We start from the raw sequence: 13,387 nt of genomic DNA, 5'->3' as shown, positions 1-13,387 counted from the left end.
AACTGTTATTACATTGCTTTACTTTGTAATAACAGTTTTTCTATTATTTCATATATTTCATTCCAGTTATGAACTCTTGTGATATTTTCATTTAAAGTATGTCTATTGTAGTTTGTATCAAGCAGCAGAACTTTGAAGCCAGCAGTTGATAGCTGAATAGCATTTTCATAATTATCCTCTATAAATATATCACAATTTAAATCTTTTGCTTTATCTACCTTATAGTGGCTACCTAAAACAAATAGATCATTATAGGGAATATTATTCTTTCTTAAGTATCTGTGTGTAAGCATACTAAGACTTTTATCTCTTGCAGTAACAAAATATATACTATTATCTTCAGATAGTTTAGCTAATATTTCTTGAACATTTTCTCTTAAGGGCTGATCCTCATGTAGTATAAACTTATTTTTATTATAAAATTCGTTGTATGATTCTTCCTCAATGCCTAGCACGTTATGAATAGAGTATTCAGTTACTTGTTCTTTCGTTATATTAGTATTAAAGTATTCATTACAAAAATCAAGCCAATAATAAGCATCTGTTATTGTACCATCGATATCAATGCAAATATTTAAATTAACCATTCGTTGCACCTCCTTTTATTTTAATAATAACATCTTAATGTTAAGATATAATTAAGTAGAAGTTAAGTCATGATATTATAGTATAATATCATTTATAATAAGGATTACATTCAAAAAGGAATGATAGAATGAAGGAAATATTAGTCAGTTTGTAGAATAGATAAAGATAGGTATAAGTTAAGTGATAAGTTATCGCTTAAGAAAGAAGGAGATAAATAATGGATAAAGATAAGGATAAGAGAATAGCTGTTTTGATAGATGCAGATAATGTGTCAGAAAAATATATAAAGTATATAATAGATGAAATTTCAAATCATGGAGTACCTACTTATAAAAGAATATATGGTGACTGGACTAAGCCACAGCTTGCACCTTGGAAGAATGTGTTATTGAACTATTCAATAACTCCAATTCAACAATATAATTATACAACGGGAAAAAATTCAACTGATGCGGCATTAATAATTGATGCAATGGATATATTATATTCAAAAAATGTTGATGGGTTTTGCATAGTTTCTAGTGATAGTGATTTTACAAGATTAGCATCAAGATTAAGAGAAGCTGGAATGTATGTAATTGGTATGGGGGAGAAGAAAACCCCAACTCCATTTATTGCTGCCTGTGAAAAGTTTAAATATCTTGAGGTGCTTGCATCTATGGCATCTAATATTGAAGAAACAGAAAGTGTTAAGACTGTTCATAAGAATCAAGAGAATAAGGTTGGTACCATAAGTAGAGAAAAACTAATAGAAGCTATTAAAACTATAATTACTGAAATTTCTGATGAAGATGGTTGGGCATTTTTAGGTGAACTTGGTAGTACCCTTAATAAGAGGTATCCAGATTTTGATAGTAGAAACTATGGATATACAAAGCTTACTCCATTTGTAGCATCATTAAATAAGTTTGAAATAAGATCAATTAAAACCAGTAATCCTAGTATAACTTTAAAGTATGTTAGAAATAAAGAATAATTATGTGTTTTCTGTAATTAATATAATGAAATGAAAGAGTTCAACTGAAAAGTTGAACTCTTTCACTTTTTTAACTATTCATATTCAAATGTAGATAGTAATAATATACTAAAGATCAAATTTTGTGACTTGTTTTTCAGTTAATTGTGCGCCGTATTTAGACACATAAGAACCGCTCTTAGTAATAAATATATCTTTAGCAATTATTGTATCCATTAATGCAGAGACTTCTGCTTCAGTTATTGACTCTTTTACTCCAGTAATAGAAAAAGAAGCTTTATCTCCGCCTGAAGTTACGAAGGTCATTGAAAGTACATATTCCATTATTTCACCTACTTTCCATAATAAATTTTAAGTTGAATTTAGTTGTTTGATAGCTTAGAAGTTTCGTTTAAAAATAAATCTCTGGTAGGATTGTTTAAAATACCTTTAATAGCTTGGGCAACATCCAAAACATTTTCTGGTGCTGCAGTTAACTTAATTCCAGAGAAATTCTTTTTTCTAAACACAGGTGCACCAGCTGCATCTGTTCCACTTTGAACTTCTAGACTAAGAGTGGTGGAATTTATAACTTTGTTTATAGCCATTTACATAACCTCCTTTCTGAACTCTACATTAAGGATATATGTCCTTATTGAGAAATTTACCTAAAAGTCAAAAAATTTTTAAACAAGCATACTTATTACTCATTTTCAATAACTACACCTAGTTTAGTTGAAATTATTGTATTGAGTTTATTAATAGATAAGGTCAAGCCAATTATGTTTTTCTCAAGTCTAATTAATAAATAAGCAGAAATAGCAACTGGAAAACCAACATTACCTATTAAATTAATTAGTTCATTTACTTCCATAAAAAATCACCTCCTTTATGAAATATATATGTTATGAAAAAATGTTTTGATTTTTTTAATTTTCATTGAGATGGAATTGCTTTAAATGTAGATAAGTATAATTGAAGCATATATTCATGATGTAATTGATATAAATAAAGGAGGTGATATTTATGACTGAAGCAATTCTATCATCACTTTCATTAGTGATAAAATATAAGGCTGGTATAGATAAAGAAGGACATGATGTTTTTAAAAGACAAGCTTTTTTGAATATATCTGATAATGCATCAGATGATGATTTAAGTATTGTTGGGCATGAAATTGGAGAACTTTTAAATACACAGATTTACAGCATTCTTAAAGAAAATAGATTTGAGCTACTTGGTTAATAGCGCTATGGGATGATTAAACTGAAAATTTGTGAAAAAAGAGCAGTAGAACTTAAGGATAAAAATAATAAAAAATGTAGTTACAAGAAAAATATGTAAACATTGACATTTATTCTTTGTAACTATAAAATTTATATATGTTGTTTTGAGAGGAAGAGGTTTATGGTGAATATACTATTAGTTTGCGCAGGTGGAATGTCTTCAAGTATGTTAGCAGTTAGAATGAAAGAAGCCGCAAAAGAAAGGCAATTAGATATTTCGATTAATGCATTTTCAGAATTTCAAATTGAGAAGCATTTAGATAATATTGATGTGGTTTTAGTTGGTCCACAGATTAGATTTAAGATTAAACAAATAGAGAATGTATGTATTAATAAAGAAATTCCAGTAGCTATTATGGACATGTTTGATTACGGAAGAATGAGAGCTGATAAATTAATAGATCAAGCATTGGCTTTGGTACAAAAAAAATAAAATTTTTAATATAAAATCTTTAGAATTAATTCTAAAGATTTTTTTCTTTTGAAAATTTCCATTTGCTTATGTTTTTTTAAATTTAGGTTAAAATAACATAAATGATTATTTAAAAAGTTAGTTTGAATTGTGGCATCATTAAAGTATTTGGAGGTAATCATATGTTAGATAAGTTTATGGATATATTACTAGGTGAACCTTTATCTAATGAACAAGGTGCGCATGAAAAATATAATGTTCCTTTTGGACTTGCGATTATGGCAAGTGATGCAGTTTCATCTGTAGCATATGCAGCAGAAGAAATTTTGTTTGTTTTGGTGCCGGTCTTAGGAGTTGCCGCATTTAATTGGCTTACATGGACATCTTTAATGATAATAGGGCTACTTTTAATACTTACAATATCATACATACAGATTATTAGAGCTTACCCACACGGTGGTGGAGCTTATATTGTTGCAAAGGAAAACTTAGGAGTTAAGTCTGGACTTGTAGCTGGAGCAGCACTTCTGATAGATTACGTACTTACCGTTGCAGTAAGTGCAAGTGCAAGTGTGGCAGCAATAACTTCAGCTTTTTCTGAACTTAATAGATATAAAGTTCTTATAGTTATCACCTTAATCATTATTTTAACTATTTTAAATTTGAGGGGTATAAGTGAATCCTCAAAAATTTTCAGCGTACCTACTTACATCTTCATCGTTAGTATGATTTTTATGATTTTATATGGATTATTTAAATTTTTAGTTTTGCATATTGAGCCAAATCAATTGGTTCACATACCTAAAAGAATGGATGTCATAGGAAGTGTAAGTGTATTTTTGATTTTAAAGGCTTTTGCATCAGGATGTTCTGCGCTAACTGGATTAGAAGCAGTAAGTAACTCAGTACCTAATTTTAAACAGCCAGCCCAAAAGAATGCAAAAATTGTAATGATATTATTAACTGGGTTAATATTATTTATTTTTGGTGGAAGTTCTTTTCTTGCAAGGTTTTATCAGGTTTTTCCTTTGCATGAAGGACCAACTGTAATTGCTCAGCTTGCATATGGGGTTTTTAACAATGGAATTATGTTCTATGTTATTCAGTTTAGTACAGCAATTATTTTGCTAATGGCATGCAATACTGCTTTTACAGGTTTTCCAATGTTGATGTATGTTGTTGGTAAAGATGGATATGCACCAAGACAGTTTACTATAAGAGGTAAAAGACTAAGCTTTACAGTGGGAATAGTTGCTCTAGCTTTTGTAGCATGTTTCTTAGTTATAGCATTTAATGCAGAGACTCATCTCTTAATCCCTTTATATTCAGTTGGTGTTTTTATGTCATTTACTTTAGCTCAAGCAGGTATGGTAATTTATTGGAGAAAAAGTAAGGAAACTAGATGGAGAATACGTGCATCTATAAATGGATTTGGTGCATTTGTTACACTAGTAACTACTGGCATTATTGCATACGAAAAATTTATTCATGGAGCTTGGATAGTCATTATACTCGTTCCCATGATAGTTTATGTTATGGTTATGATACATAGACATTATAGTAGGGTTGCCTGTAGGTTAAGAGTAACAAAGGCATCTTTAAAAAATACTAATTTAAGGGTTAAGTATAATCATATTGTTGTTGTTCCACTTGCAAGTTTAAATAGTGCTACTATTGGGGCTCTTCAATATGCACAAAGTATTAGCTCGAATGTAATTGCACTAAATATATCGACTAGTAGAGAGGATTTAGAAAAATTAAAGCATAAGTGGGAATTACTTGATACAGATATATTATTAGTAGCAAAGTATTCTGCATTTAGAGCTGTGGTTACACCTATCTTAGATTATATAGATAAAATATCAAATGCAGCAGGTGAAGATGAAAAAATCACAGTTATTTTGCCTGAATTTGAAACCCATGAGTGGTGGGGAAGTTTTTTACATAACCATACAGGTTTCTTTTTAAGAGAAACCTTACTTAGAAAGAATAATATAGTGGTTGCAACATATCCATATCATTTATCTGAGGCAGATGTTTGTGAATTGGAAGATGATTAAAAATAATAGGACTATAAGCGGATTTATGCAAAAAATTCACTTATAGTCCTTATTTTTTACAATATTCATCAAATTTTAATAAATTAAGATAATTTTTAGATATTTTTTTAAAAAAATGTGATAGAATTATGACTATGTCTGCTGTCAGATATAAATGAACAATTTGTAAAACTTATGTTGTTAACATTTAATTTAAAGAAATTATTCAATACTAACGGGGGTAAAATAATATGCTTGAAAAATTTATGAATCTACTGATAGGAGAACCTTTAGCTAATGAACAGGGAAGTAGTGAAAAGTATAACATTCCTTTTGGATTAGCGATTATGGCAAGTGATGCGATTTCTTCAGTAGCATATGCAGCTCAAGAAATTCTTTTTGTATTAATTGTTTTAGGAGCTACAGCTTATCAGTGGTTGACTTGGACATCCTTTATGATTATAGGATTGTTAATTATATTAACAATTTCATATATTCAAATTATTAGGGCTTATCCTCAAGGGGGAGGAGCATACAAGGTTGCAACAGAGAACATAGGTACTAAAGCTGGGTTATCTGCTGGAGCAGGTCTAATAATAAGTTATATACTCACAGTTGCAGTTAGTGCAAGTGCAGGTGCAGATGCTATAATTTCTGCATTTAGTGGGTTATCAGAATATAAGGTATTATTTGTTGTAAGCATTATTATAGTTTTAACTATATTAAATTTAAGAGGTATCAGTGAATCATCAAAAATATTCGCAATACCAACTTACATTTTCATTTTCAGTATGGTTTTTATGATCGTTTATGGATTGTTTAAATATTTTGTACTAAATATTCATCCAGAACCAATGTACACAATTCCAAGTACGGCAACAGAAAATTTATCGTTGTTTCTTATCTTGAGAGCATTTTCTTCAGGATGTTCGGCATTAACAGGAGTAGAGGCAGTAAGTAATTCTGTTCCAAACTTTAAGGAGCCAAGCCAAAAAAGTGCAAAAACAGTAATGATTTTACTTGCAGGATTGATATTCTTTATATTTGGCGGAACTTCAATACTTACAATTTTCTATACTGCAGTACCAATTACTAATGGTCCTACAGTAGTATCACAAATAGCTTCAGCTATATTTCATAATGGATTTATGTATTATGTAATACAATTTAGTACAGCAGTAATTCTACTTATGGCATGCAATACTGCTTACACAGGATTTCCGATGCTAATGTACATAGTTGGAAAGGATGGCTTTGCACCAAGACAATTTACAATAAGAGGAAAAAGGCTTAGCTTTTCTTTTGGAATTGGTGCGTTATCGTTTATCGCATGCCTATTAGTTATTATATTTAAAGCAGATACTCATAGACTAATACCTTTATATGCTATAGGCGTATTTATCTCATTTACTTTAGGTCAATTTGGTATGGTAAATCATTGGAGAAAAGAAAAAAGTGAGGGATGGAAAAAACGTGCTTGCATAAATGGGTTAGGGGCATTAGTTACTTTGCTTACAACAATTATAATATTAGTTGAAAAATTCAGTGAAGGTGCTTTCATAGTCGCTATCTTAATTCCAATTATAATATTAGTTCAATTAAAAATTAAAGCACACTATGACAGAGTTGCATGTCGTTTAAGCATAAGTCAATTAAATTTGAAAAAAGTTGATTTAAAGGTGAAATATACACATATTATAATAGTTCCAATTGCAAGCTTAAATAAAGCAACGATAGGAGCATTACAGTATGCACAGAGTATAAGTGATAATGTTATTGCAATAAATATTTCCACAGATAAAGAAGCTATGGAAAGACTAAAACAAAGATGGAGTGAATTAGATACGGATATTTTACTTGTATCGAAATATTCTCCTTTTAGGGCAGTAGTTACACCTCTATTAAAAAATATAGAACAGATTGTAGATGCGGCTGCTGAGAATGAAAGAATAACAGTAATTGTTCCGGAGTTTGTTACGCATGAGCGTTTTGGAGAAGTTTTACATAATCATACAAGCTTCTTTATTAGAGAAACATTATTAAGAAATAAAAATATTGCAGTTTCTACATTCCCATATCATTTATCAGATGAGGATGTATGCGAAAGAGAAATTAATTAAGAAATAGGACTATAGTATATTTGAAAATATCCAATATACTATAGTCCTTAAATTTTTTATTTAGCAGTTTTTGCAGCTTCAACTAGAGCAGTAACATATCCTTTTGTATCTTGAAGAGTAGCTCCGCTTACTGCATCTACCATTTTCTTAGCATCATTATCATTTAAGGTTTTTTCTAAATCAGCAACAGTTTTTCCAGTTACATATTTTTCAATAGCAGCATAAGATTCATCAAGTGGTTTTGTTGCCTTCGCTTCTTCTTTCATTAAGTCACTATAATATTTTGCATTAGCTTTTTTTGATGCTAAAACCATGTTTGGATCTTTATAACCCTGAAGTCCAAAATCTTTATCAGAATTTGGAACTCCTTTTGCAACATCCTTTCCCATAAATTGATAGTCATCAATAGATGCACCAACTATAGTATCTCCAGATACAGCTACTACTGCAACTGTGAAACATTTTGTCCCATGGGCAGCATACTCAACTCTTCCCATCTTTATGTTGCTTGTGTCTACCTTAGCTGCAGTAGTGGTTTCAGTTTTATTTCCACAACCTACAAGTGAAGCAACAATACCTAAAGTAAGAACGATTCCTAAAAATTTTTTCATTAATATCTCCCCTTTATTTAATTTGATTTATGTATAGGGTTTTTTATAGGAAACTTAATTTACTCTTACATAAATAAATTACTAATTGAACTTAAAACCCTCTAATAAGTATTTTGATATAAAATTAACGGTCTTTCATTCTCAATATATTGTTTGGGAGAGTAGATTATTACTTATGCTTCATTAGAAAAACAGATACAGTATAAGTAAAACATATGAATAAGAATTGTCTATATTAATTAAAAGAACTCAACATAAATGCAAAGAGGGGGAAGTATAACTGCTAAAATGAAGATATTGACACTAGCAAATTTATTCCCATCTTTCCATGTTTTGAATGAAAGTTTAAATGTGTATAATGATATAAAAATATATAAAATCATGATTAATAAGTGCATATATATCATCCTTTATTATTTATTATTTTTTTCTGGAGGATTCATTTGTTTACCAAATCCTAAAAGGTCAATTTTATAATCAATATTTACCTTGGCATTAGGATATTTATCAGACCAATTGTAATTCTTATATTCCTCATATGTGAAAAATTTTGGCCTTAAAACTTGCGATCCCCATAAGAAGGGTTCACCTTTAAATTCTTGCTGAGTTTTTCTTACTAATTTATATGAAGCAACTTTTAATTGATCTTCCATAGAATGTTTTAGTATTTCTTGTTTCTCAAGGTCTTCTACATATTTTGTAAAGCTTGGAATTGCAAGAATTTCTACTTTTAATGGGATTGTTACTTCAACTTCAGGATAAGTACCTTTAATATTAAAATGATATTTGTTTTTTTTATACTGCAAAATTCTTGCTGTAACTTTATAATCTTTATCTAATGGATCTTCAAATGTAAATATCATGCTTCTAACACTTAAAGAAGGTCTTAATATCACGTTGATACGGTTTTCATTTCCAGTTAAAACCCCTATCATTTTACCATCTTTAAAGACAGCTGAACCTATCATTTGAGTCGGGTTACCGCCCTCAATATCAATTTCACCTGGCAGATAATCCGCTTCATTACCTAATGTGTCAGGGGATTTATATATATGCTTTGGAGTGTTTTTTGTAGCTGAAAGATATACCGCTAAATATAAGCTAGACTTTCCTTCTGTTCTTTGCATGAATTTATTTAAGTCAGATTCCGGAACATAACCAGTATCCTTCCACCTATCGTACATAAAATCGAAATATTTACTGGTTCTATTTTCAACTTTAGGATCATTAGCACGCAAAAATTCCGAAGCAGTTTCTTTAGATACAAGTATATTCATACCTCTTTTTAGTTGGTTTTCACGAAGTGCGGCTTCTAATTGGTGAAAAAAGTCAGGGTCACGTGCAAATTCCTCTCCAATAATTAGAATTTTTGCATGAGTTAGTGTTATTCTTCTTGATATAACCGTGTTTGCAAGATGACGAGCTGAAATGAAATCAGGAGCTTCAAATGTAATAGTTTCATTTTTAGGACCTGTATCAGTTTCGGTTTTAGCCCCATGTCTTACATTTGTAATCTGGTAAGTTATGCTTAATCTATCTTCCGTTCCTTTATCTAGACCTATTGCAGATACATAAGCTTGTTCCTCTAATTCTGTTCTATCCACACAACCAGATATAGAAGACAATGTCATAAAAAATAGAAGAAAGATAGATATATATTTCATTTTCATTTATTATAAGCCCCTTTCCATTGTGCAATAATTGATAATGTTATCGGAAGTATAATAATAAAAGTGGATAGTATAGGTAATAAATACATGTGTATTAATAGTGATATTTTTATGGAGTTTTCTGGAATTAAACATAGTATAGCTATTAAAGCGGTAACAGGTAAAATAAAGGGTTCAACTTTTTTTAGTTTAAGTAAATTCGTAAACATTGCAGTTACTAGATAAAGATATACAGAATAATATAAAACTAATATTATTACTGAAGGAAGAAATAGTAGTGCTTCTAAATTACTTAAAAATCTTGTGATATTAATTAGCCTTACAAAAGTAAAAAAAGGAAGTGCGATGATGCTTGTAGCAGGGTAATCAAATGTCATTTGAATAATTATAAATATAACAGCTATAAGAATACAGGATATTAATAATGAAAATAAACTAGATTTTTTAAAGCATTTATGATTTTTAAACATAGGAAAACAGATAGATAACAATATAATAACTTGAAATATAGGTACATTTAAGAGTGAGGCTTTAAAAATGCTTTTTATTCCACCACCAGCTAAAGGAAATAAAAAAGCTGGGATTATAAGATGTTTAGAAAAAATTAAAATTAACAATAAATTTATTACAAAATAAAATAGAAAAAGAAAAGCAGTTCTTGCACTTGCTTTTAGCCCTAAGGATGCTACATAACAACTTGCTCCAATTAGAGTAAAAACTAAAATTTCAGTACTAGTTTTCGGGAAAAATAATGTACTTATGGTACTACAATTATCTCTTATGTTTCCGATTAAAAAGAAAATATTTAATACTATAAGGAGGAGTATCAAAATAAAACCAAAATATTTTCCTGTAAGCATATAAATTATCTCAATTAATCCTTTATCTTTAAATTTTTTTAATAGATTTAATGTGCAAAGTATTGGAATTAGTATGATTACTGCCGAAATAATAGGAACAAGCCACCCAGCATTCTTTGCATCTTTAAATATAAAGGAAGGAGTATTGTCAAAAGTATTTGTAAACAATAAAATAGTGATTAAAGTAATTGTTTCTTTAGTTCCTATTTTGCTATCAGAATTCTTAAACATATAATTTTTCACCCACCAATTATTAGTTATATTGATTAGTCTCTAGGCTATTTGTACTACTCATTTTTACTAGAATCTTGAGGTTCTAGATTCATTGGTTGTTTGTTTAGTTTAAATATTGGCCTTCTTGTAAAGAAGTCCCTTGAAGAGGGGTAGTGGGGAGCTTTTGGTGAAAAATAGGGGACACCAAAGGATTCAACTACACTTGTATATGCAATAGCAGCCGTCAAAACTATTCCTATTCCAAAGAAACCACCTAGAGTTCCTGCAAATAAAAAGATGAATCTACTTATTCTTGCTATAAAGCCTATGGATTGTTCTGGAATAGCAAAAGAGGATAATCCAGTAAGTGCAACGACAATAACTAATATAGGACTTACGATATTGGCTTCAACTGCTGCTTGACCTAATATTAATGCACCAACTATACCTATGGTTGGACCTACAGCAGTAGGAATTCTTACACCAGCTTCTCTAATGAGTTCAAAGCTCATCTCCATTAGAAGTATTTCAACTAAAGCTGGAAAAGGAAGTTTTTCTCTACTTGCAGCTACGGCAATAACTAAATCTGTAGGAATTATATCTGTATGAAAATTAGTTACGGCTATATAAAGTCCAGGAAGCATTATGGCTATAAAAATAGCAACTACTCGTATAATTCTAAGAAAGTTGCCAAAAAGCCACCTTTGATACATATCGTCTGCAGTATGAAAAAAGGTCCAAAAAGTTACTGGGACAATGATGACATTTGAAGAAGAATCCATTAAAAGTGCAATATGACCTTCTTTCAAAAAGTAACATACTCTATCTGGCCGTTCAGTTGTAAAGGTAGTTGGAATTAGTGAATAAGGTCTATCTTCAATCCATTGTTCTAGCATAACAATTCTATCAATGTCTTCATTATTTATGGAGTATATTCTTTCTTTCACCTTACTTAATAGCTCAGAATTAACTAAATTATTTAAATACATTAATGAAACAGCTCTATGTTTATCTTTACCAATTGAAAGCGTCTCTGTAACAAGAGTGGGAGTTTTTAAGGATTTTCTAATTAAGGATCTATTTCCTTCCCCCCATTCTGTAAAGGCTTCCTTAGGACCTTTTAAGGTGTTTTCATTTGTTGGTTTTTCAATTGCACGATGTTGAAAATTATCAGTATTAAGAATTATAGCTGTATTGCATTTATCGATAAGTAAAATCGTATTTCCACTTAATACTTCGTCTATTATAGTATTGATATCATTAGTGTTTTTGGTGTCCTTAAGTGAAAGTACTTGTTCAACTAAAATTGTACCTATATTACCTGAAATGTTATCAAGCATTGTAAATAAAAGAGGAGAAATGATATGATCATTTATTCTTTGTTTATCAACTAATGGATCGATAAATAACACAGCACCTTTTCTCATTAAGGATTTTATTTGGAGATATTTTATTGTAAAGTCATCATTAACATCGGTAGAAAAAATTTGTTTAAATATCTTAATATTATTATCAATGCTACTTGTTAACGTATTATTTTTTTGATTATCTGTCGTAATAATCACCTCCAAAATCTCTAATTTTAAATCTGTTAAACAATATTTAGTATTTTAATATAGCCGTGTAAATATACGAAAAGTTCTTATCCAAGTTATCCCATATAACTAGACAACTTTAACAAAATCTAAAATAGATTTATAATAGAATAATAACAATAGAAAAAAACATAAGAAGGAGAAAAAAGAATGAAAAAGTACTATGGAGATTATCACTTGCATTCAAGCTTTTCCCCAGATTCTAAAGAAGCAATTGAAAATATATATAAAAAGGCAAAGGAAACCTATTTAAGTGAGATATGTCTAACTGAGCATATAAGCATGAATGAAAATGATAGTAGTTATGGTTATTTAAAATATGATGACTATATAGGAGAAATTAATAAGTATAATGGACAAGAAGATTCAGGTTTATCAATGAAAATTGGCTTGGAAATTGGAGAAGGACATAAATATATAAAAGAAGTGGAGGAGTATATAAAAGATAAAGATATAGATTTTATAATAGGTTCTCTACATAGGATTGATAATATTGGAGTTATTGGCTATCTAGAAAAGTATGACGTGAAAAAGGTATATGAAGATTACTTTAAAGAATTATACGAGGTGGCAGATAAAAGCAATTATGATGTTATGGGGCATTTAGATTTAGTACAAAGATATGCATGGAATAAGTATGGAAAATATGAATATAGAAATTATGTTGACTTAATTGATAGTATACTTAAGCGAGTAATCGAAAGGGGGAAGGGGATAGAGATTAATACTTCTATTCTAAAGAACCGAAAAGAATACATGCCTAAACTAGAAATAGTAAGAAGGTATAGAGAGTTAGGTGGAGAGATAATTACGGTTGGATCCGATGCACATAGCTTTGATAGAGTTGGTGAAGGTATAAGCTTGGTTTATGAGCTTTTAAAAGAAAATGGTTTTAAGTATATTTCTAGATATAATAAAAGAAAATGCTATTTTGAATCTTTATAACTATATAATCAATAGATAAAGATAGTTTTTAAAATAAAACCTTCTTGGATAGAAAGAAACAAAGGGAGTTTTATATATTTATTGTGTCATTTG

At 29.6% G+C, this 13,387-nt stretch carries 14 protein-coding genes; 6 read left to right on the top strand and 8 right to left on the bottom strand.

The features are described from left to right. Nucleotides 1-8: 8 nt before the first annotated feature. Nucleotides 9-587: a 5' nucleotidase, NT5C type gene (locus tag JK634_RS00915; RefSeq protein WP_202765756.1), complete on the bottom strand. Its 579-nt coding sequence runs from the start codon at nt 585-587 to the stop codon at nt 9-11. Between the two features lie 218 nt (nt 588-805). Here JK634_RS00915 and JK634_RS00910 point away from each other — a divergent pair, with 218 nt between their 5' ends. Further along, entirely contained in the window at nt 806-1,564 is a 759-nt protein-coding gene (locus JK634_RS00910; protein ID WP_202765755.1) for an NYN domain-containing protein, read from the top strand. Between the two features lie 108 nt (nt 1,565-1,672). Here the strand turns inward: JK634_RS00910 and JK634_RS00905 are convergent, their stop codons facing one another. The 3 genes from JK634_RS00905 to JK634_RS00895 form a co-directional block, all read right to left on the bottom strand. Next, nucleotides 1,673-1,888, bottom strand: coding sequence for a DUF2922 domain-containing protein (locus tag JK634_RS00905; RefSeq protein ID WP_202765754.1), 216 nt, complete (start codon nt 1,886-1,888; stop codon nt 1,673-1,675). A gap of 38 nt (nt 1,889-1,926) precedes the next feature. Next, complete coding sequence (locus JK634_RS00900; protein WP_202765753.1) at nt 1,927-2,151, bottom strand: DUF1659 domain-containing protein; 225 nt, start codon at nt 2,149-2,151, stop codon at nt 1,927-1,929. 95 nt (nt 2,152-2,246) lie between these two features. Continuing rightward, nucleotides 2,247-2,417: a YvrJ family protein gene (locus JK634_RS00895; RefSeq protein WP_202765752.1), complete on the bottom strand. Its 171-nt coding sequence runs from the start codon at nt 2,415-2,417 to the stop codon at nt 2,247-2,249. A gap of 152 nt (nt 2,418-2,569) precedes the next feature. On the opposite strand from JK634_RS00895, the gene JK634_RS00890 reads away from it, so the two are divergent. From JK634_RS00890 to JK634_RS00875, 4 genes are all read left to right on the top strand, one after another. After that, nucleotides 2,570-2,788, top strand: coding sequence for a DUF1659 domain-containing protein (locus JK634_RS00890; RefSeq protein WP_202765751.1), 219 nt, complete (start codon nt 2,570-2,572; stop codon nt 2,786-2,788). 162 nt (nt 2,789-2,950) lie between these two features. Continuing rightward, nucleotides 2,951-3,262 (top strand): PTS sugar transporter subunit IIB, encoded by a 312-nt coding sequence (locus JK634_RS00885; protein ID WP_202765750.1) that lies wholly within the window; start codon nt 2,951-2,953, stop codon nt 3,260-3,262. Nucleotides 3,263-3,423: 161 nt separating this feature from the next. Further along, nucleotides 3,424-5,301 carry an APC family permease gene (locus JK634_RS00880; protein ID WP_202765749.1) on the top strand — a complete coding sequence of 626 codons (1,878 nt, stop codon included), beginning with the start codon at nt 3,424-3,426 and terminating at the stop codon, nt 5,299-5,301. A gap of 230 nt (nt 5,302-5,531) precedes the next feature. Further along, the gene (locus JK634_RS00875; protein WP_202765748.1) at nt 5,532-7,400 is read left to right on the top strand and encodes an APC family permease; all 1,869 of its coding nucleotides are present in this window, start codon (nt 5,532-5,534) and stop codon (nt 7,398-7,400) included. Nucleotides 7,401-7,456: 56 nt separating this feature from the next. Here the strand turns inward: JK634_RS00875 and JK634_RS00870 are convergent, their stop codons facing one another. The 4 genes from JK634_RS00870 to JK634_RS00855 all read right to left on the bottom strand — a co-directional run bounded on the left by JK634_RS00870 (nt 7,457) and on the right by JK634_RS00855 (nt 12,319). Beyond that, on the bottom strand, nt 7,457-8,011 hold the full coding sequence (locus JK634_RS00870; protein WP_202765747.1) for a hypothetical protein: 555 nt from the start codon (nt 8,009-8,011) through the stop codon (nt 7,457-7,459). Between the two features lie 413 nt (nt 8,012-8,424). Continuing rightward, nucleotides 8,425-9,681, bottom strand: a complete 1,257-nt coding sequence (locus tag JK634_RS00865; RefSeq protein ID WP_202765746.1) for a Ger(x)C family spore germination protein — start codon at nt 9,679-9,681, stop codon at nt 8,425-8,427. After that, nucleotides 9,678-10,772 (bottom strand): GerAB/ArcD/ProY family transporter, encoded by a 1,095-nt coding sequence (locus tag JK634_RS00860; RefSeq protein ID WP_202765745.1) that lies wholly within the window; start codon nt 10,770-10,772, stop codon nt 9,678-9,680. Before JK634_RS00860 ends, JK634_RS00865 begins: the two co-directional genes overlap by 4 nt. Nucleotides 10,773-10,828: 56 nt before the next feature. Then, nucleotides 10,829-12,319: a spore germination protein gene (locus JK634_RS00855; protein WP_338031200.1), complete on the bottom strand. Its 1,491-nt coding sequence runs from the start codon at nt 12,317-12,319 to the stop codon at nt 10,829-10,831. 180 nt (nt 12,320-12,499) lie between these two features. Between JK634_RS00855 and JK634_RS00850 the strand changes: the two genes are divergently transcribed. Next, complete coding sequence (locus JK634_RS00850) at nt 12,500-13,294, top strand: histidinol-phosphatase HisJ family protein (protein ID WP_202765743.1); 795 nt, start codon at nt 12,500-12,502, stop codon at nt 13,292-13,294. The last annotated feature ends 93 nt before the right edge of the window (nt 13,295-13,387 follow it).

It is taken from the genome of Clostridium paridis (assembly GCF_016765615.1).
In the GTDB taxonomy this organism is placed as follows: domain Bacteria; phylum Bacillota; class Clostridia; order Clostridiales; family Clostridiaceae; genus Clostridium_T; species Clostridium_T paridis.
Note: the sequence above shows the minus strand (reverse complement) of the source record. Positions and strands in the feature narration are given on the sequence as shown.

Bases quoted from the DNA above. Each gene is read 5' to 3' on its own strand.
- JK634_RS00915 (WP_202765756.1), bottom strand. From the start codon at position 587: ATGGTTAATTTAAATATTTGCATTGATATCGATGGTACAATAACAGAT.
- JK634_RS00910 (WP_202765755.1), top strand. From the start codon at position 806: ATGGATAAAGATAAGGATAAGAGAATAGCTGTTTTGATAGATGCAGAT.
- JK634_RS00905 (WP_202765754.1), bottom strand. From the start codon at position 1,888: ATGGAATATGTACTTTCAATGACCTTCGTAACTTCAGGCGGAGATAAA.
- JK634_RS00900 (WP_202765753.1), bottom strand. From the start codon at position 2,151: ATGGCTATAAACAAAGTTATAAATTCCACCACTCTTAGTCTAGAAGTT.
- JK634_RS00895 (WP_202765752.1), bottom strand. From the start codon at position 2,417: ATGGAAGTAAATGAACTAATTAATTTAATAGGTAATGTTGGTTTTCCA.
- JK634_RS00890 (WP_202765751.1), top strand. From the start codon at position 2,570: ATGACTGAAGCAATTCTATCATCACTTTCATTAGTGATAAAATATAAG.
- JK634_RS00885 (WP_202765750.1), top strand. From the start codon at position 2,951: ATGGTGAATATACTATTAGTTTGCGCAGGTGGAATGTCTTCAAGTATG.
- JK634_RS00880 (WP_202765749.1), top strand. From the start codon at position 3,424: ATGTTAGATAAGTTTATGGATATATTACTAGGTGAACCTTTATCTAAT.
- JK634_RS00875 (WP_202765748.1), top strand. From the start codon at position 5,532: ATGCTTGAAAAATTTATGAATCTACTGATAGGAGAACCTTTAGCTAAT.
- JK634_RS00870 (WP_202765747.1), bottom strand. From the start codon at position 8,011: ATGAAAAAATTTTTAGGAATCGTTCTTACTTTAGGTATTGTTGCTTCA.
- JK634_RS00865 (WP_202765746.1), bottom strand. From the start codon at position 9,681: ATGAAAATGAAATATATATCTATCTTTCTTCTATTTTTTATGACATTG.
- JK634_RS00860 (WP_202765745.1), bottom strand. From the start codon at position 10,772: ATGTTTAAGAATTCTGATAGCAAAATAGGAACTAAAGAAACAATTACT.
- JK634_RS00850 (WP_202765743.1), top strand. From the start codon at position 12,500: ATGAAAAAGTACTATGGAGATTATCACTTGCATTCAAGCTTTTCCCCA.